The organism is Bradyrhizobium sp. UFLA05-153 (assembly GCF_054185185.1).
Map to the genome: position 1 here is coordinate 1 of NZ_JBBIAM010000112.1, position 24,264 is coordinate 24,264.

Sequence of the window (24,264 nt, forward strand, 5' to 3'; positions counted from 1 at the left end):
ATGATGGATTGTGCGCACCCAATTGGCCTGCGGCACCGGCCGCCGCTGCGCGTTCGAGATCGAGATGACCGGGATATTAGAGAACGTATTAAACACCGGCTGGTGCTCGGGCAGGTCGAGCCGGCCGTGCAGCGTCGTCAGGAACGGTGTCGGCTGGCGATAGAAGAGGGACCACGGATAGTAATCGAGGTGGAAGTGGAGGAAGTCGAATTCCTCGTCGTCGCATTTCTGCCGCACCCGCTCCAGCATCACCATGTGCAGGGCGTTGGGATCGCGCACCGCGCCGTCGAGGCGCAGCGCCTTCGGCCACATTGCGTCGAGCTTGCCCGAGGTATGCGAGTCGCCACTGGCGAACAGGGTCACATCGTGTCCGAGCGCCACCAGTTCCTCCGTCAACCAATGCACCACCCGTTCGGTGCCGCCATAAAGCTTGGGTGGAACAGCCTCCGTCAACGGAGCTACCTGCGCGATGCGCATCTCACCATCTCCTTGTCGCGATCATGAAAGTTGAAACCCCAGCTCACTTCGGCACCGGCGAATGCCAGCCATGGGAACGTTCCCGCATCTGCGAAGTTCCCACCGGTGAAGGTTACTTATTCGACACGTCTGCAATGCGGCGTGACTCGTCCGCAATCTGGTCTTGATGATGTCACGACTGCTTCTCAGATCGTCCGCATCGTCATGTCGTGATCGCATTGCAAGGGAACCGGAACGAACCGGTCGATGTTCACTCAGCCAGTGCTGCGCAGGCACGACTGACAATTCTGATGACGGGGTGGCAGCTACATGGATCAACTATCGGGCTACGCGAGGCGGCCGTTTGCCTTTGTTTTGCGCTATCTTCGCCGGCGGCTCGCGTCGCACCTGGTGATCCTGACCGCCGTGGTCGCGGCCGTTGCCTGCTCCGTGGGAACGCAATACGGCGTCAAATCGCTGGTCGACAGCCTTTCCGCGGGCGCCTCCCATAGCGGAGGCGTATGGCTGTCATTCGTTTTACTCATGTCGCTGATCACCGCCGACAACTTCCTTTGGCGTATCGCAAGTTGGACAGCGAGCTTCACCTTTGTTGGCGTGACGGGCGATCTTCGTCGCGACATCTTCCGCCATCTGACGGGCCATGCGCCCAGCTACTTCTCGGATCGCATGCCGGGCATGCTGACAAGTCGTATCACCGCGACCTCCAACGCCGTGTTCACGGTCGAGAACATGTTCGTCTGGAATGTCTTGCCGCCGTGCATTGCCACAGTTGCGGCAATCCTGCTGATTGGAACCGTGAGTCCTTATATGGCAGCCGGACTGATCGTGATTGCCGGCGGCATGGTAATCGCGATGTTCCACCTCGCGGCGGCCGGAAAGCCGCTGCATGACGATTTCGCCGACAAGGCTGCCGTCGTGGACGGCGAGATGATCGACGTCATCAGCAACATGCCATTGGTACGGGCGTTCTGCGGCATCACACACGAACATCAGCGCTTCGATGCAACCGTGAACCGGGAACTCACCGCGCGCGGCCGCAGCCTGCGCTACCTCGAAAAGCTGCGCCTGACCCACGCCGCGGTGACCGTCGTCCTCACGATCGCACTGCTCGCCTGGGCGATCACGCTCTGGCAGAAGGGTGAGGCAACCACCGGCGACGTCGTGCTGGTCTGCACTCTCGGGCTCTCGATTCTCAATGCGACGCGCGACCTTGCCGTCGCGCTGGTCGACGTCACCCAGCACGTCGCGCGGCTGACGGAGGCGATCGCAACGCTTCTGGTACCGCATGAACTGCGCGACCACCCCGAAGCTGAGCCGCTGGTCAAGCGCGGCGCCGCAATTGCCTTCAACAACGTGACGTTCGGCTATCCCGGAGCTTCGAAGATCTTCGAGCGCTTCAGCCTGCGGCTGCAACCTGGCCAGCGCGTCGGCCTGGTCGGGCAGTCCGGAGGCGGCAAGTCGACGTTGTTCACGCTGTTGCAGCGGTTCTACGATGTCGATGACGGCAGCATCACCGTCGATGGCCAGGATATCGCGCGGGTGACACAGCAGAGCCTGCGCGAGGCGATTTCCGTGGTGCCGCAGGACATTTCGTTGTTTCATCGATCGGTTCGCGAGAACATCCGCTACGGCCGACCCAATGCGACCGACGACGAGGTGTTGCGCGCGGCGATCGCGGCGCGCTGCGATTTCGTCGAGAGCATGCCCGAAGGGCTCGACACCATGGTCGGCGACCGCGGCGTAAAGCTCTCCGGCGGCCAGCGCCAGCGCATCGCGATTGCGCGCGCCTTCCTGAAGGACGCGCCGATCCTGCTGCTCGACGAGGCCACCGCAGCGCTTGACAGCGAGGCGGAGGAGGCGATCCGCGAGGCTCTGTCGCGCCTGATGCGCGGCCGCACTGTAGTTGCGATCGCGCACCGGTTGGCAACCTTGCGCAATTTCGACCGCGTGGTGGTGCTGAAGGCCGGCAAGATCATCGAGGACGGATCGCCCGACCGCCTAATGCAGAACCACGGACCTTACCGTGAGCTGGTGACGCAGGAGATGAACCGGCTCTCGAAGTTCGCCGCGTAAGTTGTCAGTCGCGTCCAGGTCGTCGCGTTCAGGTCGATTGCGTTTTGGATAACGGCGCAGGGGAATAGCGCATGTCAGCCGAAGTCGTCACCCAGTTCGTCGCTGCATCGCGAACCGTGGAAGTGGTGGAGGAGCAGCCGTTCTACATTCCCATGACGGGACCTGCGGCGAGGCCGCGGCGTTCGCTCAAGCACGACGACACCTTCATCGTGCTCGACAGCCACGGCGATATCGGCGCCTCCGCCGGTGGTCCGGACGGCCTGTTCAACTGCGATACGCGCTATCTTGCGCGGCTTGAGCTCGTGCTCGACGATCTTCAGCCGTTGCTGCTCGGCTCGAACTTGCGGGACGACAACTCGGCCCTGACCGTCGATCTGACCAATCCCGATATCTACCGCAATGGCCGCATCATCCTCCAGAAGGACTTGCTGCACATTGTGCGCACCGTGTTCCTGTGGCGCGGCACGGCGTATCAGCGCATCGGCCTGCAGAACCATGGTGACCGGCCGGCGAGCTTCGATCTGACGCTGCTGTTCGACAGCGACTTCGCCGATTTGTTCGAGGTGCGCGGCGAGAAGCGGCCGCGGCGGGGGACCGGCGCCAGCAAATTGCTCGGCCCGACCGACGTCCTGTTCGAATATCGCGGCCTCGATGACGCGCAGCGCACGACCGGGCTACATTTCGATCCAAGGCCAACCCGGCTCTCGGTCAATGCCGCCACCTGGCAGCTCGAGCTCGAGCCGCATCATACGAAGTCGTTGTTCGTGGCGGTGTCCTGCAACCGGCCGCAAACGCTCAAGCCGGTGCGCTTCTTTCCAGCCATGCTCGCGCATCGCCGCGAGATGCGTTCCTGTACGGCGGGGACGACCAGTATCGAGACCTCCAACAACATCTTCAACGAGGTGCTGTGCCAGGCGATGGCCGACCTCAACATGCTGATGACGGATACGCCGCAAGGCCGCTATCCCTATGCCGGCATTCCCTGGTACTCGACGACGTTCGGCCGCGACGGCCTGATCACGGCCTTGCAGATGCTGTGGATCGATCCGCGGGTTGCCAGGGGAGTGCTTCGGCGGCTTGCGCACTTCCAGGCCAAAGCCACTGATCCGCTCGCCGACGCGGAGCCCGGCAAGATCCTGCACGAGATGCGCGGCGGCGAGATGGCGGCGCTGCGCGAGGTGCCGTTCGCGCAATATTACGGCAGCGTCGATTCCACGGCGCTGTTCGTGCTGCTCGCCGGCCGCTATTTCGAGCGCACGGGCGATGTCGAAACGCTGCTGGAATTGTGGCCCGCGATCGAGGCCGCGCTGACCTGGATCGATGGCCCCGGCGATCCCGACCATGACGGCTTCGTCGAATATCAGCGCGCCTCGGAACAAGGCCTCGCCAACCAGGGCTGGAAAGACTCCTATGATGCTATCTTCCATGCCGACGGCACCCTCGCGGAAGGCTACATCGCCCTCGCCGAGGTGCAGGGCTACGTCTTTGCCGCCAAACAGCTCGCCGCGCGCTGCGCCTTGCGCCTGGGCAAGCCGGACAAGGTGAGGAAGCTCGAGGCTGAGGCAAAGGCGCTCGCCGCGCGTTTCGAGGAGGCGTTCTGGTGCGAGGAGCTCGGCACCTACGCGCTCGCGCTCGACGGCGCCAAGCGTCCCTGCAAGGTGCGGACGTCGAATGCGGGCCAGCTTCTGTTCAGCGGCATGATCAGAGAGGACCGCGCGCGCAAGGTTGCCGCAGACCTGATGCGGCCGCATTTCTTCTCCGGCTGGGGCATCCGTACCGTGGCGCTCGGCGAAATGCGCTACAATCCGATGTCCTATCATGACGGCTCGATCTGGCCGCACGACAATGCGCTGATCGCGCTCGGGCTCGCGCGCTACAGCCTGAAGCATTCGGTCGCGCACGTCTTCAAGGGCCTGTTCGAGGCCGCGACCTATATGGATCTTCGGCGGCTGCCGGAATTGTTCTGCGGCTTCCGGCGCGAGAAGCGCCGCGGTCCGACGCTCTATCCGGTCGCCTGCGCGCCGCAGGCCTGGGCCAGCGCGACGCCGTTTACGCTGCTGGAAGCGGCGCTCGGCATCGAGTTCGACGTCGCGCGCAGCGAGATCCGTCTGCGCAACCCGCATCTGCCAGCGTTCCTGAACGAGGTGGTGCTGCGCGACCTACAACTGGGCCCGTCGAGCGTCGATTTGCGGATCCGCCGCCACGGCGGCGATGTCGCGCTCGAGGTGCTGCGAACGCGCGGCCAGATCCAGGTATCGATCGTGCTGGCGCATTAGCGCAATCAGCCGGAGGACGTCGCATGCGCGCCATGATGCGGTTGATGCTGGTCGCAATAATCGCGGGAGGCATCGCGCCCGCCGTGTCGTACGCGGCAGAGGAGCCGCCTGCGACGCAAGCCGAGCCGAACGCGCCGCCGTCGCCGACGCCGGCCGTGCCCGTGGTGCCGAAGGACGCGCCACCGCCGCCGTCGGTCACCATCATCGGGGCCAGCGACGCGCATGGCGTGCTCGGTCGCGACGTGCGCAGCGCCGCCGATGAGGACATGGGACGCATCGTCGACGTCGTCGTCGATCGCACCGGCAAGGTGCGTGCGGCGGTGATCGATTTCGGCGGCTTCCTCGGCGTCGGCAGCCGCAAGATCGTGGTCGACTGGAACGCGCTGCACTTCGGCAAGATCGCCAACAAGAAAGACAGCATCAGCCTGGAGCTGACCAAGGCGCAGGTCGCGGCTGCGCCGGAGTACAAGGAGGACACACCGATCGTCGTGCTGGGTGCCTCCGGCACCCTGCAACCGCTGCAGTTCATTCCGTAAGGAAGGGAGGGCAGACTGCCGGTGCGCTTGTCCAGGAAGCCGAGCCATCCGAGCGATGATCAACGTGGCCGAGCTGAGAGCCGCAACGCTGTCCCTGCGCCTGCGCAACCGGTCCCGTCGAAGCAAAGCCTGCGGGCGCTGGACTGGTTCATCTTCTTCCTGGCCGACGTGCAGACCGGCTTCGGCCCGTTCATCGCGGTCTATCTCACGACGCAGAAATGGACGCAGGTCGAAATCGGCCTCGTGCTGTCGATTGGCGGCATCGTCGGCCTGATCGGCCAGATGCCGGGCGGCGCGATCATCGATGCCGCGAAATCCGAGCGGCTGGTCGCGGGGCTGGCGATTGCGACCATCGGCTGCTGCGCGCTCGCTTATGCGGCGATGCCGATCTTCCCGGTCGTGGTGACGGCGGCCACCCTGCACGCCGCCGCGAGCTGCGTATTGGGGCCTGCGATCGCTGCGATCAGCCTCGGCCTCGTCGGCCCGTTCGCGATCGGCGAACGGCTCGGCCGCAACGCGCGCTTCGCTTCACTCGGCAATGGGGTCGCGGCCGCAGTGATGGGCACCGCCGGTTATCTGCTGTCGAGCCGCTCGGTGTTCCTGGTCACTTTCCTGCTCGCGATCCCGACCCTGATCGCCTTGTCGCGGATCCGCGAGGAGGAGGTCGACGTGGCGCGCGCACACGGCGCGATGCCGCGCGAAGCCGCCGAAGGTGCGGACACGAATGTGTGGCACCTGCTGAGGCAGCGGCCGCTGCTGATCTTCGCCTGCAGCGTGTTGCTGTTACAGCTCGCGAACGCGGCGATGCTGCCCTTGATGGCGAGCGTGGTGACGACGCGGTCGAGCCAGTGGGCGACCGTCCTGATCGCGGGCTGCATCATCGTGCCGCAGGCGATCGTTGCGCTGATGTCGCCGTCGGTCGGGCGCAAGGCGCAGGCCTGGGGCAGGCGGCCGCTCCTGCTGATCGGATTTGGCGCGCTCGCGATTCGCGGCCTGTTGTTCGCGACCGTCCGCGATCCCTATCTCTTGGTGCTGGTGCAGGTGTTCGATGGCATCACGGCCGCGGTGTTCGCGGTGATGATTCCGCTGATCGTTGCCGACGTCGCCTTCGGCAGCGGCCATTTCAATCTTGCGCAGGGAGTCGTGGGAACCGCGACCGGCATCGGTGCGTCGCTGAGCACCGTGCTCGGCGGCTTCATCAGCGACAGGTTCGGCAGCAGCACCGCCTTCGTCGGACTCGCCTGCGTCGCGGCAGTCGGGCTCGTCCTGATTTTCTTGGTGATGCCGGAGACACGGCGCAGGGCGCGTTGAGCATAAGAAAAAGGCCGGCCGAAACGGATTCGGCCGGCCAGTTGGGAAGATGGCAGGGAGGAAGAAGTCAGGCGTCGAGATTGTGCAGGCGCTGACGGTTGCGCAGCACGATCTGACGGGCACCCGAGAAGCCCAGGATGCCCTGGGAATGGAGCTGCGACAGCGCGCGCGACACGGTCTCCAGCGTCAGGCCGAGATAGTCGCCGATGTCGCGGCGGCACATCGGCAAGGCCATCATGCCGGCAACAGCAAGCCGGCGGTCCATTTCGAGCAGGAAGGTCGCAACCCGCTCCATCGCGGTCTTGCGGCCAAGCAGCAGCATGTGGTCCTCGGCGTGGCGCAGCTCGCCCGCGGTCATCGCCCAGAGCTTGCGGGCGACCTGCACGTCGGTGCCGGCGGCCTTCTCGAGGCTGGAGCGCTTCACGAGGCGCACGGTGGTGTCGATGATGGCCTCGGCGGCCAGACGATGTGTGGCGCCGGATTCGAGGCCGAACACGTCGCTGGGGAGATGGAAGGCGCCGATCTGGCGGCGGCCGTCGGAGAGGAGCTTGTAGCTGCGCACCGCGCCGGAGACGACCTGGTACACGTATTCTGCAGGCTCGTCCTCGCCGTAGATCTCCTCGTCCTTGCGGTAGGAAAACTCGGTGGCGACAAGACCGACATGGCCGGTGATGGCGCCGAACTGATCGGAAACGTGATGGGCGGCGGGGGCGATCTTGCTGCCGTGAACCTGGGTGTTGAGCGACTGGGTGAGCATGTTGGCCATCTCCATTTCAGATGGCAGATGGTTACCGCGGGTCACGGGGCGTGAAAATTTCGAGCGATATCTTAAGGAGGTGTACCTACGTAGATTCCCGTAGGTCAGCCCTCGAGGTCAGCTTTTGGGCTTGCCCTGGATGGCGCCACGGATGCGCTTGATGAGATTCTCGTCGAGAAGCGGCTTCAAGATCACGTCCTTGATCCCGACCGCGGCGGCCCGGGTCGAAATATTCTCGTCCGGATAGCCCGTGATCAGGATCACGGGCGTGTCGCCCTCCGACTTGCGCAAGCGCCTGGCGAGCTCGACACCGTTGATATCGGGCATCTTGTAGTCGATCACGTAGCAGTCCGCGCCAGGAGAGTTCGGGGCATTCAGCAATGCCGTGGCATTCCTGAAGGTCCGCACGGCGAAGCCGTCCGTTTCCAGCAGGAATCGCAGTGATCCCAGGACGGCATCGTCGTCGTCGACCACATAGACGGTAGGCTTGAGTGGGGACGACATCGGATGCCGCTCATGATGCAGGCTGATCTCGGTCATGGCAGCCTTGCTAGCACGCGGCGAGGGGACGGACTTGACATGCCTCAAGTCGAAGCCGCCTCAATCCTTGAGCATGCCGGCGCGCATCGCCAGCCGCACCAGCTCCGACAGGCTGCCCGCCTGCATCTTGGTCATGACGTTCGCCCGATACACTTCGATGGTGCGCGGGCTGATGTCGTATTCGCGGGCAATCAGCTTGTTGGAGAGGCCCGCGATCAACCCTTCCATGACCTGGCGCTCACGCGGGCTGAGCGAGGCCACACGCGCGGCGATATCCTGCGTGATCGCCTCGCTCTTGGCAGCAGGCTCGGCCTGGTGGATCGCGGCTTCGATCATCGCGGTCAGGCGATCGTCATCGAACGGCTTTTCGAGGAAATCGACGGCGCCAAGCTTCATGGCTTCGACCGCCAGCGGAACGTCGCCATGACCGGTCATGATCAGGATCGGGAATGGGCTTTGCGTGGCCTTCATACGCTTCAAGAGCTCGATCCCGTCAAGCCCGGGCATGCGCACGTCGGAGACCACGCAGCCGAAGGAGAGGCCCGGCAGCGCATCGAGGAAGCTCTGCGCCGTCTCGAACAATCGGACACTGAAGCCGGACGAATCCAGCAGGAAGTTCAGCGAATCCCGCATCGCCTCGTCGTCGTCGATGACGTAGACATGTCCTTTGGTGGTCATTGATCAGTTCTCGTCGGCTGCCGGCAAGGTGAAACGAAACGTCGCGCCGCCCGATGCGTTGCTCGCGGCCCACATGCGGCCGCCGTGAGCCTCGATGATCGAGCGACTGATGGAGAGTCCCACGCCCATGCCGGTCTCCTTGGTCGTGAAGAAGGTCTGGAACAGGTTCGGTATCACGTCGTCGTGGAAGCCGGATCCCGTATCGGCGACCTCGACTTCGATCATGTCGTCGGCCACCTCGGTGTTGGTCACGACGAGCTCGCGCCGTGGCGATTGCGCCATGGCCTCCAGCGCGTTGCGGAACAGGTTGACCAGCACCTGCTGGATCTGCACGCGGTCGGCCAGCACGAGGTCGGCTTCCGAATTGAGGTTGAAGCGGAGCTGGACGTTCTGCTCGCGCGCGCCGGCAAGGCCGAGGGCGCCGGCTTCTTCGATCAGCTTGGAGAGGCTCTCGACCCGCTTCTCGGATTCGCCGCGCGAGACGAAATCGCGCAGGCGGCGGATGATCTGGCCGGCGCGCAGCGCCTGCTCGGCGGCGCGGTCCATCGCGTTCTCGATCTTTTCGATGTTCGGATCGCTGCTGCCCGCCAGCAGCCGGCGCGAACCCTTCATATAGTTGCTGATGGCCGCCAGCGGCTGGTTGAGCTCGTGTGCGAGCGCCGAGGCCATCTCGCCCATCGCGCTCAGGCGCGAGACATGGACGAGCTCGGACTGCAATTCCTGGAGCCGCGCCTGGGTGTGCTGGTGCTCGGTCATGTCGCGGACGAAGCCGGTGAAATAGGGCTCGCCGCCGGATTGCATCTCGCCGATCGACAGGTGCATCGGAAACGTCGTGCCGTCGCGCCGCTTGCCGGTGACGATGCGGCCGATGCCGATGATGTGGGGATCGCGCGTGGTGCGATAGCGGGCGATATAGCTGTCGTGGCGGGAGCGGTCGGGCTCGGGCATCAGGATGCTGACGTTCTGGCCGATCGCCTCATGCTCCAAATAGCCGAACAGGCGCTCGGCGGCCGTGCTGTACAGCTGGATGATGCCATGGCCGTCGATGACGATCATGGCATCGGGGATCGTGTGCAGGATCGAGCGGAGATGAGTCTCGCGCGTGCGCAGCGCCTCCTCGACCTGCTTCTCCTCGTCGATGTCGAGGAAGATCCCGCTGAGATGGCGTGCGCTACCGGCTTCGTCCCGGATCAGGCCGGCGCGGGCCCTGATCCATTGCCCTCTGCCGGAATCGGCGATTCGGAACGACACGTCGAAGCCGCCGCCGCGCTCGGCGACGCGCCTGATCGCAGCTTCGACCCGCTCGCGGTCTCTCGGCTCGAGGCGCGACAGGAAGATCTCGTAGGTGACCGGCTGGTCGCGGCCGACGCCGAACATGGCCCCGGCCGCATCCGACCACTCGAATTCCTGCGTCTTGAGGTCGAGGTCCCAGGTGCCGACGCCGAATCCCTCGATCCGGACCCGGAAATGTTCGCCCCGACCGTCATCTGCCGGATGAGTTACGCGGGTCGGGCTCAATTTTCTTCCATCCTGTCGTGGGTCCGGGGGGCGCGGTTCCGGCTGCAATTTCGCGCATGGCCGCCCCGGAGGCAAGTTCGGCGATCGGCTACCTCGCGACAGGTTGAACGGTCCAGCCGCGGTCCGAACCGTCTGCGGGCTTGATCTATCTCATCCCGCGCCCGCCGCGGCACGCCTAGCATGGCCAACATCGGCAGGTTCGGGAGACATGGAATGACATACGCGACCGTCATGGTCAGCCTGGCGCTTGGTCAGCCCAACGAGGCGAGGCTTCAGGTCGCGGGCGAGCTCGCGGAGCGCTTCGAGGCGGCGATCGTCGGCGTTGCTGCGGCGCAGTTCGCGCCGCCGCTCTATTTCACCGACGGCGCCGAGGCCCAGCGTCTGATCGACCGGGGCGAGACCTCGGTCCGGCAGCGCCTTGCGGAGCTGGAGGGGCAATTCCGTGCCGCAACCAGGAATCGCGGCGGGCACGTCGAGTGGCGCGGCGCGGTCGATTTCCCGGCGCGTTACGCGCTGCAGCAGGCGCGTTGTGCCGACATCATCGTCAGCGGCGGGCAAAGCCCGGCCTTCTCGGACGCCTTCTCGCTTGCGAGCCCCAAGGATCTGGTGATGCAGGCCGGCCGTCCGCTGCTGGTCGTGCCCGACAGTTTCAACTGGCTCGATCTGCGCAGCGTGCTGGTGGCCTGGAAGGATACGCCGGAGGCGCGGCGGGCGGTCGTCGATTCACTGCCGCTGCTGCGCAAGGCGAGGGAGGTCACGATCGTCGCTGTTCCGGAGCCGGATGACGATCGCCCGGCGGTGCTGGCCTCCGTCACCGACGTCGTTTCGTGGCTCGCCCGCCATGGCATCACGGCCACCGCCCGGGTGTCGGAAGCGGGCCGGAACGAAACCGCGGCTGACCATTTCGATCAGTTGGCTGCCGACGTCGGAGCCGGCCTGATCGTCGCCGGCGCTTACGGCCATTCAAGGTTCCGCGAATTGGTCCTTGGCGGCGTCACGCAATATCTGCTCACCCAATCAACCCGTTGCGTGCTGCTGTCGCACTAACATCGGTTGACTGAAAGACAATCAGAGGACGCGCCGTGTACAGATTCCTTGAACAGACCACCGACGGCTACATGACGCGCAACGTCAAGACGGTTGTGCGCGACCTCAACATGCTCGAGCTCAGCGAGATGTTCGAGCGCGACGACTTCAACGGCTATCCGGTCGAGGAGGACGGGCAGGTCGTCGGCATCGTCACCAAGTTCGACATCCTGAAATGCTTCGCGTTCACGCCGAGCCAGATGGTGCCGCGCTATCTCGACCTGATGAATCGCAAGGTCGGCGACGTCATGACGCCGGAATTCATTTACGTTCACCCCGATACGCGGTTGACCCGCGTGCTCCAGCTCATGGTCGAGCATCGGATTCGGAGCATCATCGTGCTCGACGGAACGCAGAAGCTCGTCGGCATCATTGCGCGGGAGAACGTCATCACCGCGCTCAAGGCGACCTCGCGCGACTAGCACTTCGGCTGGATCATTTTTGCGACATCCGGGCTCTGTGAATTTGCCGGAGGCGCGGTCCGTCGTGCGCGCGAAAAACCCACGTAAGCGGCTGATATTGCTTCGCGATGTCCTGTCGATCGGGGGCGCTGGAAATCCGACTATCTTGATTTCAATCAATTCCCCGCGAGCGTGAATATGGTTTCTGGCTGCGTGTTCTTTCAGAGAGAATCCGCATGAGCCAGCCCTCCATTTCCAAATCCATGACCATCGGTGAAAGCGGCCTGGCGGTAGTGTTCGCAGTCACCGCCTTCCTCTGCGTGGTCGCGGCAGCCAAGGCGCTCGACGCGCCCTTCGCCTTCCATGCATCGCTGAGCGCTGCGGCGAGCATCGCGGCGGTCTTCGTCATTCTCAACCGCTACTTCGAGCGCCCGGCGGCGCTGCCGCCTGCGGAGATCAACGGCCGGCCCAACTACAATATGGGGCCGATCAAGTTCTCCGCCTTCATGTCGATGTTCTGGGGCATCGCCGGCTTCCTGGTCGGCCTGATCATCGCCTCGCAGCTCGCCTGGCCAGCGCTCAACTTCGATCTGCCCTGGACGAGTTTTGGCCGCCTGCGTCCGCTGCACACCTCGGCGGTGATCTTCGCGTTCGGCGGCAACGTGCTGATCGCATCTTCTTTCTACGTCGTGCAGAAGTCCTGCCGTGTCCGGCTTGCCGGCGAACTCGCGCCCTGGTTCGTCGTGGTCGGCTACAACTTCTTCATCCTCGTCGCCGGCACCGGTTATCTGCTCGGGGTTACCCAGTCCAAGGAATATGCCGAGCCGGAATGGTATGCGGACCTCTGGCTGACCATCGTCTGGGTAGTCTACCTGCTTGTCTTCCTCATCACGGTGATTAAGCGCAAGGAACCGCACATCTTCGTCGCGAACTGGTTCTATCTCGCCTTCATCGTGACCATTGCCGTCCTGCATCTCGGCAATAATCCCGCGCTTCCCGTCTCGGTGTTCGGCTCCAAGTCCTACGTCGCCTGGGCTGGCGTGCAGGATGCGATGTTCCAGTGGTGGTACGGCCACAACGCTGTCGGCTTCTTCCTGACGGCCGGCTTCCTTGCCATCATGTACTATTTCATCCCCAAGCGCGCCGAGCGGCCGGTCTATTCCTACCGGCTGTCGATCATCCACTTCTGGTCGCTGATCTTCCTCTACATCTGGGCCGGCCCGCACCATCTGCACTACACCGCGCTGCCGGACTGGACGCAGACGCTCGGCATGACCTTCTCGGTGATGCTGTGGATGCCGTCCTGGGGCGGCATGATCAACGGCCTGATGACGCTGTCGGGCGCCTGGGACAAGCTGCGCACCGATCCCGTGCTGCGCATGCTCGTGGTCTCCGTCGCCTTCTACGGCATGTCGACCTTCGAAGGCCCGATGATGTCGATCAAGGTCGTCAACTCGCTCAGCCACTACACTGACTGGACCATCGGCCACGTGCATTCCGGCGCGCTCGGCTGGGTGGGCTTCGTCTCCTTCGGCGCGCTGTATTGCCTCGTGCCGTGGGCCTGGAACCGCAAGGGCCTCTACAGCCTCAAGCTCGTCAACTGGCACTTCTGGATCGCGACGCTTGGCATCGTCCTCTACATCTCGGCGATGTGGGTGTCCGGCATCCTCCAGGGCCTGATGTGGCGCGCCTACACCTCGCTCGGCTTCCTCGAATATTCCTTCATCGAGACCGTCGAGGCGATGCATCCCTTCTACGTCATCCGTGCGGCCGGCGGAGGGCTGTTCCTGATCGGCGCGCTGATCATGGCCTACAATCTCTGGATGACCGTGCGCGTCGGCGAGGCGGAAGTGCAGATGCCCGTCGCTCTTCAGCCGGCGGAATGAGGAGCTCAGCAATGTCGTTCTGGTCACGCCACCAAATCTTCGAAAAGAACTCGATCATTCTGGTCGTCGGCATCCTGCTGGTGATCTCGATCGGCGGTCTCGTCGAAATCGCGCCGCTGTTCTACCTCAAGAGCACCATCGAGGTGGTCGACGGGGTCAGGCCCTATACGCCGCTCGAGCTCGCCGGCCGCAACATCTACGTCCGCGAGGGCTGCTATCTCTGCCACTCGCAGATGATCCGTCCCTTGCGCGACGAGGTCGAGCGCTACGGTCACTTTTCGCTCGCTGCCGAGAGCATGTACGACCACCCGTTCCAGTGGGGCTCCAAGCGTACCGGTCCGGATCTTGCCCGCGTCGGCGCCAAATATTCCGACGACTGGCACGTGACCCATCTGACCAACCCGCGCGCCATCGTGCCGCAGTCGGTGATGCCGGGCTATCCGTTCCTGGCCGAGAATGAAGTCGATCCCGCCACGATTGCCGATCACATGCTGACGCTCAAGGCCGTCGGCGTGCCCTACAGCGACGACCAGATCGCCAATGCGGCCAATGACCTGAAGGCGCAGGCCGATCCGGACAATGCCGGCAGCGATGCCTTCACCAAGCGCTACGCCAAGGCGGTGGTGCGCAACTTCGACGGCAAGCCGGGCACGCCGACCGAGATGGACGCGCTGATCGCCTACCTCCAGATGCTCGGCACGCTCGTCGACTTCAAGCTCTACAACGAGAAAGCCAATCTCCGCTGAGAAGGCATGAACGATGAAAGCAATTCTGACAGTCCATAACCTTGCGTCCGATCTCGTGACGACGATCTGGACGCCGGTCTTCGTCGCGATCTTCCTCGCGATCGTCGCCTACGCATTCTGGCCGCGCAACAAGGCCGCTTTCGACGAAGCGGCGCGACTGCCGTTGCGCGAGGAGTAAGGGATCATGACCGACCACGGTGAATTCGACAGCGTCTCCGGCAAGACTACGACCGGACACGAATGGGACGGTATCAAGGAGCTGAATACGCCCTTGCCGCGCTGGTGGCTGGTGACGTTCTACCTCACCATCGTCTGGGCGATCGGCTACTGGATCGTCTATCCGGCCTGGCCGCTCATCACAACCAATACGCCCGGTTTGTTCGGCTACTCGACGCGCGCCAACCTCGCAGTGGAACTCGCCAACCTCGAGGCGGCCCGCGGCGAGAAGATGGCGGCGCTGGCTGCCACCCCGCTCGCCGACATCGAAAAGGATCCGGCGCTGCTGGCGCTCGCGCGTGCCAAGGGCAGGGTCGTATTCGGCGACAATTGCGCGCCATGCCACGGCAGCGGTGCCGCCGGCGCAAAGGGCTTCCCGAACCTCAATGACGACGATTGGTTGTGGGGCGGCACGCTCGACCAGATCATGCAGACCATCCAGTATGGTGCGCGGTCCGGCCATGCCAAGACCCATGAGGGCCAGATGCTCGCCTTCGGCAAGGACGGCGTGCTGAAGCCCGACGAGATCGTCACGGTCGCCAACTACGTCCGCTCGCTCTCGGGCCTGTCGACCCGGCAGGGCTATGACGCGGCCAAGGGCGAAAAGATCTTCACCGAGAACTGCGTCGCCTGCCATGGCGACGGCGGCAAGGGCAATCAGGACATGGGCGCGCCCAACCTGACCGACAAGATCTGGCTCTACGGCTCGGACGAGGCGACCCTGATCGAGACCATCAGCCAGGGCCGCTCCGGTGTCATGCCGGCGTGGGAGGGACGGCTTGATCCGGCCACCCTCAAGGCGATGGCGGTCTACGTCCACTCGCTCGGCGGCGGCAAGTAAGCGAAGGCTGCTTATGCAATCGAGGGGGCGGGGAAACCCGCCCCCTTGAGCTGGATCAACTGCACGGTCGGAGTTCGATCTAGGTTCAATCGTACCCGCTAACGGACCCAGCGATGAACAAGGCCGTGAACGAGCTCAAACTGGAAGATGATTACGGGCCGCTCTACGCGTCCCGCAAGAAAGTCTACCCCCAAACCGTCTCGGGCACGTTCCGCCGGACCAAATGGGGGCTGATGGCCTTCTGCCTCGGCGTCTACTATCTTCTGCCGTTCGTGCGCTGGAACCGTGGCCTGGGCGCCCCCAGCCAGGCGGTGCTGATCGATCTGCCCAACAGCCGCTTCTATTTCTTCTTCATCGAGCTGTGGCCGCAGGAGGTCTATTACTTCACCGGCTTGTTGATCGTCGCTGCGGTGGCGCTGTTCCTGATGAACTCCATCGGCGGCCGCATCTGGTGCGGCTATCTCTGTCCGCAGACCGTCTGGACCGACCTGTTCTACGCCGTCGAGCGCCTGATCGAGGGTGATCGGCGCGAGCGCATGAAGAAGGACGCCTCGTCCGACCCGATGAAGCTCGAGCGCATCTCCGAGATCGTGCTCAAGCATTCGATCTGGCTCCTGATCGCCTGGTGGACCGGTGGCGCCTGGGTGCTCTACTTCAATGATGCGCCGACGCTGGTGAAGGAGCTCGTCACCTTCCAGGGGCCGATGATCGCCTATATCTGGATCTGCATCCTCACCGCGACCACCTATCTGCTCGCCGGCTACATGCGTGAGCAGGTCTGCACCTATATGTGCCCGTGGCCGCGTATCCAGGCCGCGCTCACCGACGAATGGGCGCTCAACGTCACCTACCGCTACGACCGCGGCGAGAAGCGCACGTCGGTCAAGAAGGCCGCCGAGCTGCGCGCGCTCGGCGAGCAGGTTGGCGACTGCATCGATTGCTACCAGTGCGTCGCGGTCTGCCCGACCGGCATCGACATCCGCAACGGGCCGCAGATGGAATGCATCCAGTGCGGCCTGTGCATCGATGCCTGCGATACCGTGATGGCCAAGATCGGTCGGCCAACCCGTCTGATCGCCTATGACAACGACATCAACATCCAGCGCCGCCAGGAAGGCAAGCCGCCGATCTATCGTATCGTGCGGCCCCGCACCATCGTCTACAGCGCGATCATCGCGGTCATCGGCGGCATCATGCTCTATGCGCTGCTGACCCGCAGCCTGCTCGACGTCAACGTGCTGCACGACCGCAACCCGATCGCCGTCAAGCTGAGCGACGGTTCGATCCGCAACGCCTACACGGTACGGCTGCTCAACAAGCGCGGTTTCGACCGCGTCATCGCGATCGATGTCGAGGGGCCGGTGAATGCGACGGTCCACGTCGTCGGCGTCGATTCCGTGACGCCGGACCGGCCGATGGTCGTGATCGGTCGCGACCAGACCGCGGAATTGCGGCTGCTCGTGACGGCGCCGGCCGAACTCAATCCGGAGAAATCGATCCCGGTCCATTTCCACGTCACCGATATCGGGCTCGGCGAGGTCGCCTCCGCCACCGACAATTTCGTCGCGCCCTGAGAGCATCGTTTGGAGTTCGCCATGGCATCCGCCGCACCGAAGCCCCTGACCGGCACCACGGTCCTCATCATTCTGGTTGCGTTTTTCGGCGTCGTGATCGGCGTCAACGTCACCATGATGAAGCTTGCGATCGCGACGCTTCCCGGCACCGACGTCGACAGTCCCTATGCGGCCGGTCTCACCTACGAAAAGGAGATCGCGGCGGCGCGGGGGCAGGCGGAGCGGAAGTGGCAGGTCGACGCGAAGATCCAGCGCAGCGCCGATGGCGGCGCGACGGTGCGGATCGAGGCCCGTGACGCCACCGGCCGGCCGGTCACCGGCCTGAGATTCTCAGGACGGCTGGAGCGGCCCACCGACAAGCGCGCGGACCTGTCCGTCGATCTCGCCGAGATCGGTATCGGGGTCTATGGCGGCAACGCGGCGGCCGTGGCGCCCGGCCAGTGGGATCTCGTGCTCGAGGGCGATGCGCGCGGCGAGCGCATGTTCATGTCGCGCAATCGCGTGATCCTGAACTGAAGGAATTCCTCATGCAGGTCTCGCGCGACTTCTCCCATTATGTCCGTGCCGCGGGTGAGGGGCTGCAGCACATCGATCTCGCCGTCGAGGGCGTGCACTGCGCCGGCTGCATGGCCAAGATCGAGCGCGGTCTTTCCGCCATTCCCGACGTGACGCTGGCGCGGGTCAACCTCACCGACCGTCGCGTCGCGCTGGAATGGAAGGCGGGCACGCTCGATCCCGCGCGCTTCATCGATCGGCTCGAAGAGCTCGGCTACAAGGCCTATCCTTACGAGACGGCAAGCGCGGAGGCGACCGAGGTCGCGGAGTCGCGCTTCCTGCTCCGTTGCCTTGGCGTTGCGGCCTTCGCCACTATGAACGTGATGATGCTGTCGATCCCCGTGTGGTCCGGCAACGTCAGCGACATGCTGCCCGAGCAGCGCGATTTCTTCCACTGGCTGTCGGCGCTGATCGCGCTGCCGGCCGCGGCCTATGCTGGCCAGCCGTTCTTCCGCTCGGCCTGGCGGGCGCTGTCGGCGAAGACCACCAACATGGATGTTCCGATCTCGATCGGGGTGATCCTGGCGCTCGGCATGTCCGTGGTCGAGACCATCCATCACGCCGAGCACGCCTATTTCGATGCCGCGATCATGCTGCTGACGTTTCTCCTGGTCGGGCGCGTTCTCGACCAGAACATGCGGCGGCGGACGCGTGCGGTTGCCGGCAATCTGGCGGCGCTGAAGGCCGAGACCGCGGCAAAGTTCGTCGGGCCCGACGAGATCTCGCAGGTGCCGGTCGCCGCGATCAATCCCGGCGACGTCGTGTTGCTGCGGCCCGGCGAACGCTGCGCGGTCGATGGCACCGTGATCGAGGGCCGTTCGGAGATCGACCAGAGCCTGATCACCGGCGAGACGCTCTACGTCACGGCTGACACAGGCACGCCGGTCTACGCCGGCTCGATGAATATCTCCGGCACGTTGCGGGTGCGGGTCTCGGCGGCCTCGGAAGCGACGCTGCTCGCCGAGATCACGCGCCTCCTTGACAACGCGCTCGAGGCGCGCTCGTGCTATCGGCGGCTCGCGGATCGCGCATCGCGGCTCTACGCGCCGGTGGTGCATGCGACCGCGCTCCTCACCATCCTCGGTTGGGTATTGGCTGGCGCAGGCTGGCACGACGCGATCGTCACCGGCGTCGCCGTGCTGATCATCACCTGTCCCTGTGCGCTCGGACTTGCGATTCCGACGGTGCAGACGGTGGCCTCAGGCGCAATGTTCAAATCCGGGGTGCTGCTCAACGCCGGTGACGCGATCGAACGGCTGGCGGAAGCCGATCACATCATCTTCGACAAGACCGGCACGCTGACGCTGCCCGATCTCGATGTGGTCAATGCGGCGGCGATCCCTGCCGATATCCTGGCGCTCGCCGGGCAGCTCGCGCTGTCGAGCCATCATCCCGTCGCAGCCGCGGTGGCGCAGGCCGCCCGTGCCAAGTCGCCGATCGTCGGCGCGGTCGAGGAGGCCGGGCAGGGCGTGCGAGCAAGCGTCGACGGCGTCGAGATCCGGCTTGGCCGGCCGTCCTTCTGCGATGCCGATGATCTTGCCCGGAGCAGTGTCGATCTCGACCCCGAAGCTTCGATCGTGGCCTTCAGCAGGGGCGCAGAAAAATTCGTCTTCACGGTGCGGCAAGCCTTGCGTCCGGACGCAGTCACGGTGATCGCTGCGCTGAAGGCGCGCAATGTCGGCATCGAGATCCTCTCCGGCGACCGCGAGCCTGCGGTAAGGGCGGCGGCGACTGCGCTTGGTATTCCCGAGTGGCGCGCCGGTGTCACGCCGGCCGACAAGATCGCGCGGATCGAAGAGCTGAAGCGGCGCGGCACGCGCGTGCTGATGGTCGGCGACGGCATGAACGATGCGCCCTCGCTTGCTGCTGCCCACGTCTCGATGTCGCCGATCTCGGCTGCGCATCTCAGCCAGGCAACCGCGGACCTCGTCTTCCTCGGCAAGCCCCTGGCGCCGGTCGTGACGGCCGTCGATTATGCCCGCAAGGCGTTGCACCTGATGCGGCAAAATCTCTGGCTCGCGATCGGCTACAACATCCTGGCGGTGCCGATTGCCATCAGCGGCGTCGTGACGCCGTTGATCGCGGCGGCCGCGATGAGCGGATCGTCCATCCTGGTCATGCTGAACGCGCTGCGCGCGCGCAGCGCCTCGCGGGGGATCACATCATGGAAGTCCTGATCATCCTGGTTCCCCTGGCGCTGGGGCTCGGCCTTGCCGGCCTCGCCGCCTTCCTCTGGTCACTTAAGAGCGGCCAGTATGACGATCTCGACGGCGCGGCCTGGCGCGCGATCGCTGACGATGAGCCGCCGCAGGAGACGCAGCCTGACCTGCGGCAGATGAAGCGCTAGGCATCGTTTGTGAGTGCAAGCGTTAGCAGTGCGGCGACGGCCAGCGCCGCTCCGACGCCGGTGACACAGGCCGTCCACCCATAGGCATCAAATAGCCGGCCAAGCACCGCCGTGCCGACGAGACCGCCGCTGAAATAGCAGGCCAGATACGTCCCGCTGGCAACACCGCGGTTCTCGGTGGCCGCCTGTCCGACGAAGCCGGTCGCGGCGGCCTGGGCGAAGAAGGTACCGACGCCAACCAACGCCATGCCGGCCAGCACGTTGACCAGATGCGCGGTCAGCATCAAGGGCAAACCGAGCGCGGCAACGCCGAGTGCCGCCCAGATCGTCGGTCGCGTTCCCATGCGTACTACGGCGCGGCCGGCGAGAAGGGTGGTGAAGACCGAGGGAAGGAAGACCAGGTAGACGAGACCGAGGTCCATCATGCCCAGCGACAACGGGGGCCGCACCAGCACGAAATTGACGAACGTGAACGTGCCGATGAAGGCGAACAGGATGCAGAAGCCGAGACCGAAAGTGGCGCGCAGGCGCGGACTGCGCCAATGCGCCGACAGGGCATTGAGCGGGGACGCCGCCGGCGTCATCGTCTGCATCGGCCGGGCGCGCTGGATGGTGAAATAGACGAGCACGGCGCCCGCCAGATTGAGCGCAGCGAAGAAGTAGAAGTTCCAGGCCAAGCCGAGGCTGTCGGCGACCGCGGCCGAGACCAGCCGGCCGATCAGATTGCTCGCGACGTTGCCGGTGATGTACGCGGCGAACGCGCCGCCGGCATCCTCGGCGCTGCACCGCTCGCCGAGATAGGCGAGGGTCAGCGCAAAGGCGGAGGCCATGCAGAGGCCCTGGATGACGCGCAAGCCAGTGAAGACCGCGAGGTTTGGCGCCCACGCGAGCAGACTGGTGGGGATGGCGAGCAGCGTCAGGCTGAACAGAATGCCTAGTGTTCGATCGATGCGGGGACTGAAGAAGCCGACCACGAGGCCAGCGACCGCCATCCCGAACGTACTGGCATTGACGGCAAAACCCATGGCAGCCGGCGTAACGCCGTAATGACGGGTCAGCGAAGGCAGGATCGCCTGTGTTGCGAACAGGTCGACGACGGTCAGGAACGCCGTGAGGCCGATCACGAGGGAGCGCAGGACCGCGCCCGGCGAATGCCCGTGCATCTCGATTCGCGATGGTTCGATCTGTGCAGATAAATTGGTCATGAGGCACCCTGGGGTGGTCATTCCGGGATGGTGCGTAAGCACCAGACCTCCGAGCGCAATTGCGCTTCGGGAAATCTCGAGATTCCGGGTTCGGCTCTTCGAGCCGCCCCGGAATGACGAGACGATGGATGAGGCACTCGTCACATATTGTGGTCGCGCGGATCCTTGCGGACGTCGCCGACATAGAGAATGACGGTCTCCTTGCCGAGGTTCTTCCACCAGTGCGAGGTGCCGTAGACTTCGGGACGAAGATCGCCTGCCTTGTGCACGATCGGATCGATACAGTTGGAGGCGTATTCGACGATCTCGCCCTGCTGCACGAAGATCAGGGCAGGGCGGTCGTCGTGGCTGTGCCAGGGCACGATGCCGCCGGGCTCGATCGTCAGCTTGCGGAAGCGCAGCTCGCGCTCCCTGATGTTGGCGGGCTGTTTCTCGAGGTCGATCGAGCCGAGCGTGACGTCGGTGACGCCGACCGGCTTGGTGTCGACCATCTGGCGTGCATTCGGCTTGATCTTGTCGGCCGGACATTCGCCGGCGAACGCCGGTTGCGCCGCGACTGCGCCGGTGAGAGCAAGGCCCGCCCACACTGCGCGCGATAGGATTGGATGCTTAAGCATGGAACTTCTCCTCTGTTGGCTGCGGCCTCGCTGATGGCCGGCCGTGGGATCAGCTTGGTCGAAGCGAGGGCTCCGATGAAATGCCGTCTCGCTCTCGACGCGATAGCCCTGCGCTATCGATAGGCGGCGGCTATCGAACCGATCGCGGATCGGCATTTCCGCTTTGGGGCGGTCCGGCATTCAATGTGCACTGACCCCGCGCTCGCGTGACCGGCCCTTGCGGGCGGTACCGCGACGAACCTAGTATTCGATCCGAAACGCCGGAGCGGAAAATGACGTCTCTCTCACCAGCCGATGCCGACCGGCTCAGGCTCGCCTTCCAGCGCTGCCGCGACATGGAAGGAACGCTGAACGAGCAGCTTCGCGCCTACGCCGATGCCGGCCGCGAAATCTTTCCGGCCTATGGCGCGGCGGTCGATCGTCTCGTGGTGAGATTGAACGAGAATGGCGGCGGCGAAAACGCACCGCGCTCCGGCGAGGCGATGCCGCCTTTCATCCTGCCCGACGAGAACGGCAAGCTGATCGCGCTGCCTTCGCTGCTGGCGCGTGGCCCGGCGGCCGTCATGTTCTTCCGCGGCCATTGGTGTCCCTACTGCCGGCTGAATGTGCGCGCGGTGACCGAGGCACACGATCGCATCAAGGCGATGGGCGCACAGATCGTCGCAATCATGCCGGAGACGCAGGAATATTCGGAAAAGTTCAAGGCCGAGTCCGGCGCGACGTTCCCGGTGCTCACCGATCTCGACAACGGCTATGCGCTCTCGCTCAATCTGGCGATCTGGCTCGGCGCGGAGATCCAGGGGCTTCTCTCCTACCAGGACATGGCCAAGTTCCACGGCAACGACGGCTGGATCCTGCCGATCCCCGCAGTCTTCGTCGTCGGCCGCCACGGCATCGTCAAGGCGCGCTTCGTCGATCCCGACTTCCGCAAGCGCATGGAGATCGATGATCTGCTTGAGGCGCTGGAGCAGGCGAGCAGGGAAAATTAGATTTCGACGATCTCGACCCACGGCCGATGCCTGACGCCTCGCCCGCTGCTCTCCGACGATTGGATGTCGAGGTCGAGCCGATGCCGTACGGATCGCTCGCTAAATTAGCGCAGCGTCTCGACCGTCGCGACGTGCTCACGAATGAGCCTCGCGATATCCGACGCATGGGTCGCGATCATGAAATGACTTGCGCCGGGTACGGTCACTAGCGACGATCTGGAGACCGCGTTAGTCAGCACCTCGGCGACGCGCTGAACGACTGGATGACCGCGCTCGCCTCGCACGAAGAGGCTTGGCGCAGTGATGCTCGCATAGGCGGCAAGCGGCACGTCGAAATCCCACGCCGACGACCAGTCGAGAAGGTTCGTCGGCGTGGTGGCAACAATGTAGTCCCGGGTCCGGGCTGGGAGGGCGTCAAAGCTGCCGTAACCGCCGTAGAAGTCGATGATGCTCCGCGCAGCCAGCAGTTCTCCGTTGTCACACGAGCGGACATAAGCGTCGGCCATCGCGCGCACTTGCTCGTAAAGCTCGAGATCGCCGGAGTGGCGAAGCAAATTGAACGGGGTCGCCTCGATCAAGGTCATGCTTGCGACCTTGGTCCGGTCAAGGAGGACGGTCGCCAAGCATACCGTGGCACCCCACGAATGCCCAACGAGGTGGACAGCGCTGTTGGTGCGCTGGATGACGGCCTCGACGATGTCGATCTCCCGTTCGATAGAAATGTCGTCCGGGCTGCGGCGCTCTTCGGTGTCGCCATAACCGAGCAGGCTCGTTGTCACCGCCCGAAAGCTATCTCCTAAGAGAGCGATCACACCACGCCACAGCGCTCCCGTACTCCATGAGCCGGGCACGAAAAGAATGGTCGGCCCCGATCCTTGCTCGCGGTAGTCGATGCGTTTGGCAGGATATTCGACCATGGCTGCCCCCCGCACGTGGAGGTGTCCGTACCGAGAACGATACCACGAGCCGCACGAAAACCACATGGAAGACAAAGGCTAGCTGGACGCGACGGAGGACCCCGCATGGGCTCCGGGTCCTCTGGGGCGCGTGAGAAAAGTGGGGTACGCGCGACCGCGCCCTTCGAGGAAATCTGCCGCGAGAAAATTCGTGGTTGCAGTTGCGGGGACGAGCGCGCCGCAAAGTCCGCTCTGTCCCAATAGCAACTTCCGCATCGCGGCGAAATGACGTGCTGGGCCGACAGGTGACGTTCCGAAACGAAAGAGGTCGCCAACTGAGACGGCCTCACCTGCGGTGGTGCCTTTCTAATGCCTTCTGCAGCCTTACCGCGCGGCGAAGCACTTGGGAGCTTTCGGCCAACGTAAGGTAACTATATTCAAGGGTCGCAAGCTGGTTGCGAGACACGTTGTCTTGTGCTTGGTCTTTTAGCTCTCTGCAGCGCTTAGCCCGCTTGAGATATTCTCGGGGTCTCTTCATTCTGGCTAACAAAAGGCCACAAGCAAGGTTCCTAAGAAACCTTGGTACGCGATGGACCGATTCTGTTGAAAAAGGCCTTTGTCGCGAGCATGCCCATTTTCTGAAGTCTTCTGAAGCGTTTGTCGCAGCGGGACGTGGGGGATCGCGTCAACATAGTCAGGATCGCTCAGTGATCTTCCTAGCTTTACTACGAAGGCTTTT

At 64.2% G+C, this 24,264-nt stretch carries 23 protein-coding genes; 15 read left to right on the forward strand and 8 right to left on the reverse strand.

What is annotated here, in order from left to right; all coding sequences use genetic code 11:
• Positions 1 to 477: glycosyltransferase (locus Q2941_RS40270; protein ID WP_458195957.1), on the reverse strand; the 477-nt coding region annotated here is incomplete at its 3' end.
• 309 nt (positions 478 to 786) lie between these two features.
• Between Q2941_RS40270 and Q2941_RS40275 the strand changes: the two genes are divergently transcribed.
• From Q2941_RS40275 to Q2941_RS40290, 4 genes are all read left to right on the forward strand, one after another.
• Positions 787 to 2,550 carry an ABC transporter ATP-binding protein gene (locus tag Q2941_RS40275; protein WP_027526027.1) on the forward strand — a complete coding sequence of 588 codons (1,764 nt, stop codon included), beginning with the start codon at positions 787 to 789 and terminating at the stop codon, positions 2,548 to 2,550.
• Between the two features lie 71 nt (positions 2,551 to 2,621).
• The gene (locus tag Q2941_RS40280) at positions 2,622 to 4,826 is read left to right on the forward strand and encodes an amylo-alpha-1,6-glucosidase (protein ID WP_458195958.1); all 2,205 of its coding nucleotides are present in this window, start codon (positions 2,622 to 2,624) and stop codon (positions 4,824 to 4,826) included.
• A gap of 23 nt (positions 4,827 to 4,849) precedes the next feature.
• Positions 4,850 to 5,362: a PRC-barrel domain-containing protein gene (locus tag Q2941_RS40285; protein WP_027526025.1), complete on the forward strand. Its 513-nt coding sequence runs from the start codon at positions 4,850 to 4,852 to the stop codon at positions 5,360 to 5,362.
• Between the two features lie 21 nt (positions 5,363 to 5,383).
• Entirely contained in the window at positions 5,384 to 6,673 is a 1,290-nt protein-coding gene (locus Q2941_RS40290) for an MFS transporter (protein ID WP_458195959.1), read from the forward strand.
• A 67-nt stretch (positions 6,674 to 6,740) separates the two neighbouring features.
• Here Q2941_RS40290 and Q2941_RS40295 read toward each other — a convergent pair whose 3' ends face one another.
• The 4 genes from Q2941_RS40295 to fixL all read right to left on the reverse strand — a co-directional run bounded on the left by Q2941_RS40295 (position 6,741) and on the right by fixL (position 10,166).
• Complete coding sequence (locus Q2941_RS40295) at positions 6,741 to 7,430, reverse strand: helix-turn-helix domain-containing protein (protein ID WP_027526023.1); 690 nt, start codon at positions 7,428 to 7,430, stop codon at positions 6,741 to 6,743.
• 117 nt (positions 7,431 to 7,547) lie between these two features.
• On the reverse strand, positions 7,548 to 7,970 hold the full coding sequence (locus Q2941_RS40300; RefSeq protein ID WP_254107088.1) for a response regulator: 423 nt from the start codon (positions 7,968 to 7,970) through the stop codon (positions 7,548 to 7,550).
• A 60-nt stretch (positions 7,971 to 8,030) separates the two neighbouring features.
• Positions 8,031 to 8,648, reverse strand: a complete 618-nt coding sequence (fixJ, locus tag Q2941_RS40305) for a response regulator FixJ (protein WP_027526021.1) — start codon at positions 8,646 to 8,648, stop codon at positions 8,031 to 8,033.
• A 3-nt stretch (positions 8,649 to 8,651) separates the two neighbouring features.
• Positions 8,652 to 10,166: a sensor protein FixL gene (gene fixL, locus Q2941_RS40310; protein ID WP_458195960.1), complete on the reverse strand. Its 1,515-nt coding sequence runs from the start codon at positions 10,164 to 10,166 to the stop codon at positions 8,652 to 8,654.
• 213 nt (positions 10,167 to 10,379) lie between these two features.
• Here fixL and Q2941_RS40315 point away from each other — a divergent pair, with 213 nt between their 5' ends.
• The 10 genes from Q2941_RS40315 to ccoS all read left to right on the forward strand — a co-directional run bounded on the left by Q2941_RS40315 (position 10,380) and on the right by ccoS (position 19,818).
• A complete protein-coding gene (locus tag Q2941_RS40315; protein WP_027526019.1) occupies positions 10,380 to 11,213 on the forward strand; it encodes a universal stress protein in 834 nt (277 codons plus the stop codon).
• 35 nt (positions 11,214 to 11,248) lie between these two features.
• Positions 11,249 to 11,674: a CBS domain-containing protein gene (locus Q2941_RS40320; RefSeq protein WP_027526018.1), complete on the forward strand. Its 426-nt coding sequence runs from the start codon at positions 11,249 to 11,251 to the stop codon at positions 11,672 to 11,674.
• A 215-nt stretch (positions 11,675 to 11,889) separates the two neighbouring features.
• Complete coding sequence (gene ccoN, locus Q2941_RS40325) at positions 11,890 to 13,539, forward strand: cytochrome-c oxidase, cbb3-type subunit I (protein WP_027526017.1); 1,650 nt, start codon at positions 11,890 to 11,892, stop codon at positions 13,537 to 13,539.
• A gap of 11 nt (positions 13,540 to 13,550) precedes the next feature.
• Positions 13,551 to 14,285, forward strand: a complete 735-nt coding sequence (gene ccoO, locus Q2941_RS40330) for a cytochrome-c oxidase, cbb3-type subunit II (protein ID WP_458195961.1) — start codon at positions 13,551 to 13,553, stop codon at positions 14,283 to 14,285.
• A gap of 13 nt (positions 14,286 to 14,298) precedes the next feature.
• Positions 14,299 to 14,463, forward strand: coding sequence for a cbb3-type cytochrome oxidase subunit 3 (locus Q2941_RS40335; RefSeq protein ID WP_254096654.1), 165 nt, complete (start codon positions 14,299 to 14,301; stop codon positions 14,461 to 14,463).
• Between the two features lie 6 nt (positions 14,464 to 14,469).
• The gene (ccoP, locus tag Q2941_RS40340; protein ID WP_458195962.1) at positions 14,470 to 15,342 is read left to right on the forward strand and encodes a cytochrome-c oxidase, cbb3-type subunit III; all 873 of its coding nucleotides are present in this window, start codon (positions 14,470 to 14,472) and stop codon (positions 15,340 to 15,342) included.
• Positions 15,343 to 15,455: 113 nt separating this feature from the next.
• A complete protein-coding gene (gene ccoG, locus Q2941_RS40345) occupies positions 15,456 to 16,916 on the forward strand; it encodes a cytochrome c oxidase accessory protein CcoG (RefSeq protein WP_458195963.1) in 1,461 nt (486 codons plus the stop codon).
• A 21-nt stretch (positions 16,917 to 16,937) separates the two neighbouring features.
• A complete protein-coding gene (locus tag Q2941_RS40350) occupies positions 16,938 to 17,432 on the forward strand; it encodes a FixH family protein (RefSeq protein WP_458195964.1) in 495 nt (164 codons plus the stop codon).
• A gap of 11 nt (positions 17,433 to 17,443) precedes the next feature.
• Positions 17,444 to 19,648 carry a cation-translocating P-type ATPase gene (locus Q2941_RS40355; protein WP_458195965.1) on the forward strand — a complete coding sequence of 735 codons (2,205 nt, stop codon included), beginning with the start codon at positions 17,444 to 17,446 and terminating at the stop codon, positions 19,646 to 19,648.
• A complete protein-coding gene (gene ccoS, locus Q2941_RS40360) occupies positions 19,636 to 19,818 on the forward strand; it encodes a cbb3-type cytochrome oxidase assembly protein CcoS (RefSeq protein WP_458195966.1) in 183 nt (60 codons plus the stop codon). The genes Q2941_RS40355 and ccoS overlap by 13 nt, the downstream gene beginning before the upstream one ends.
• On the opposite strand, the gene Q2941_RS40365 is transcribed toward ccoS, so the two are convergent.
• Positions 19,815 to 21,023 (reverse strand): MFS transporter, encoded by a 1,209-nt coding sequence (locus Q2941_RS40365; protein WP_458195967.1) that lies wholly within the window; start codon positions 21,021 to 21,023, stop codon positions 19,815 to 19,817. The genes ccoS and Q2941_RS40365 overlap by 4 nt on opposite strands.
• Before the next feature lie 140 nt (positions 21,024 to 21,163).
• Entirely contained in the window at positions 21,164 to 21,640 is a 477-nt protein-coding gene (locus tag Q2941_RS40370) for a cupin domain-containing protein (RefSeq protein ID WP_458195968.1), read from the reverse strand.
• Between the two features lie 272 nt (positions 21,641 to 21,912).
• Between Q2941_RS40370 and Q2941_RS40375 the strand changes: the two genes are divergently transcribed.
• Positions 21,913 to 22,629, forward strand: coding sequence for a peroxiredoxin-like family protein (locus Q2941_RS40375; RefSeq protein ID WP_458195969.1), 717 nt, complete (start codon positions 21,913 to 21,915; stop codon positions 22,627 to 22,629).
• A 104-nt stretch (positions 22,630 to 22,733) separates the two neighbouring features.
• Here Q2941_RS40375 and Q2941_RS40380 read toward each other — a convergent pair whose 3' ends face one another.
• A complete protein-coding gene (locus Q2941_RS40380; RefSeq protein ID WP_458195970.1) occupies positions 22,734 to 23,546 on the reverse strand; it encodes an alpha/beta fold hydrolase in 813 nt (270 codons plus the stop codon).
• Between the last annotated feature and the right edge of the window lie 718 nt (positions 23,547 to 24,264).

Bases quoted from the DNA above. Each gene is read 5' to 3' on its own strand.
- Q2941_RS40295 (WP_027526023.1), bottom strand. From the start codon at position 7,430: ATGCTCACCCAGTCGCTCAACACCCAGGTTCACGGCAGCAAGATCGCC.
- Q2941_RS40315 (WP_027526019.1), top strand. From the start codon at position 10,380: ATGACATACGCGACCGTCATGGTCAGCCTGGCGCTTGGTCAGCCCAAC.
- Q2941_RS40375 (WP_458195969.1), top strand. From the start codon at position 21,913: ATGACGTCTCTCTCACCAGCCGATGCCGACCGGCTCAGGCTCGCCTTC.
- ccoN (WP_027526017.1), top strand. From the start codon at position 11,890: ATGAGCCAGCCCTCCATTTCCAAATCCATGACCATCGGTGAAAGCGGC.
- Q2941_RS40285 (WP_027526025.1), top strand. From the start codon at position 4,850: ATGCGCGCCATGATGCGGTTGATGCTGGTCGCAATAATCGCGGGAGGC.
- ccoG (WP_458195963.1), top strand. From the start codon at position 15,456: ATGAACAAGGCCGTGAACGAGCTCAAACTGGAAGATGATTACGGGCCG.
- Q2941_RS40350 (WP_458195964.1), top strand. From the start codon at position 16,938: ATGGCATCCGCCGCACCGAAGCCCCTGACCGGCACCACGGTCCTCATC.
- Q2941_RS40365 (WP_458195967.1), bottom strand. From the start codon at position 21,023: ATGACCAATTTATCTGCACAGATCGAACCATCGCGAATCGAGATGCAC.
- fixJ (WP_027526021.1), bottom strand. From the start codon at position 8,648: ATGACCACCAAAGGACATGTCTACGTCATCGACGACGACGAGGCGATG.
- Q2941_RS40275 (WP_027526027.1), top strand. From the start codon at position 787: ATGGATCAACTATCGGGCTACGCGAGGCGGCCGTTTGCCTTTGTTTTG.
- Q2941_RS40370 (WP_458195968.1), bottom strand. From the start codon at position 21,640: ATGCTTAAGCATCCAATCCTATCGCGCGCAGTGTGGGCGGGCCTTGCT.
- Q2941_RS40300 (WP_254107088.1), bottom strand. From the start codon at position 7,970: ATGACCGAGATCAGCCTGCATCATGAGCGGCATCCGATGTCGTCCCCA.
- ccoS (WP_458195966.1), top strand. From the start codon at position 19,636: ATGGAAGTCCTGATCATCCTGGTTCCCCTGGCGCTGGGGCTCGGCCTT.
- Q2941_RS40355 (WP_458195965.1), top strand. From the start codon at position 17,444: ATGCAGGTCTCGCGCGACTTCTCCCATTATGTCCGTGCCGCGGGTGAG.
- Q2941_RS40380 (WP_458195970.1), bottom strand. From the start codon at position 23,546: ATGGTCGAATATCCTGCCAAACGCATCGACTACCGCGAGCAAGGATCG.
- ccoP (WP_458195962.1), top strand. From the start codon at position 14,470: ATGACCGACCACGGTGAATTCGACAGCGTCTCCGGCAAGACTACGACC.
- Q2941_RS40280 (WP_458195958.1), top strand. From the start codon at position 2,622: ATGTCAGCCGAAGTCGTCACCCAGTTCGTCGCTGCATCGCGAACCGTG.
- ccoO (WP_458195961.1), top strand. From the start codon at position 13,551: ATGTCGTTCTGGTCACGCCACCAAATCTTCGAAAAGAACTCGATCATT.
- Q2941_RS40335 (WP_254096654.1), top strand. From the start codon at position 14,299: ATGAAAGCAATTCTGACAGTCCATAACCTTGCGTCCGATCTCGTGACG.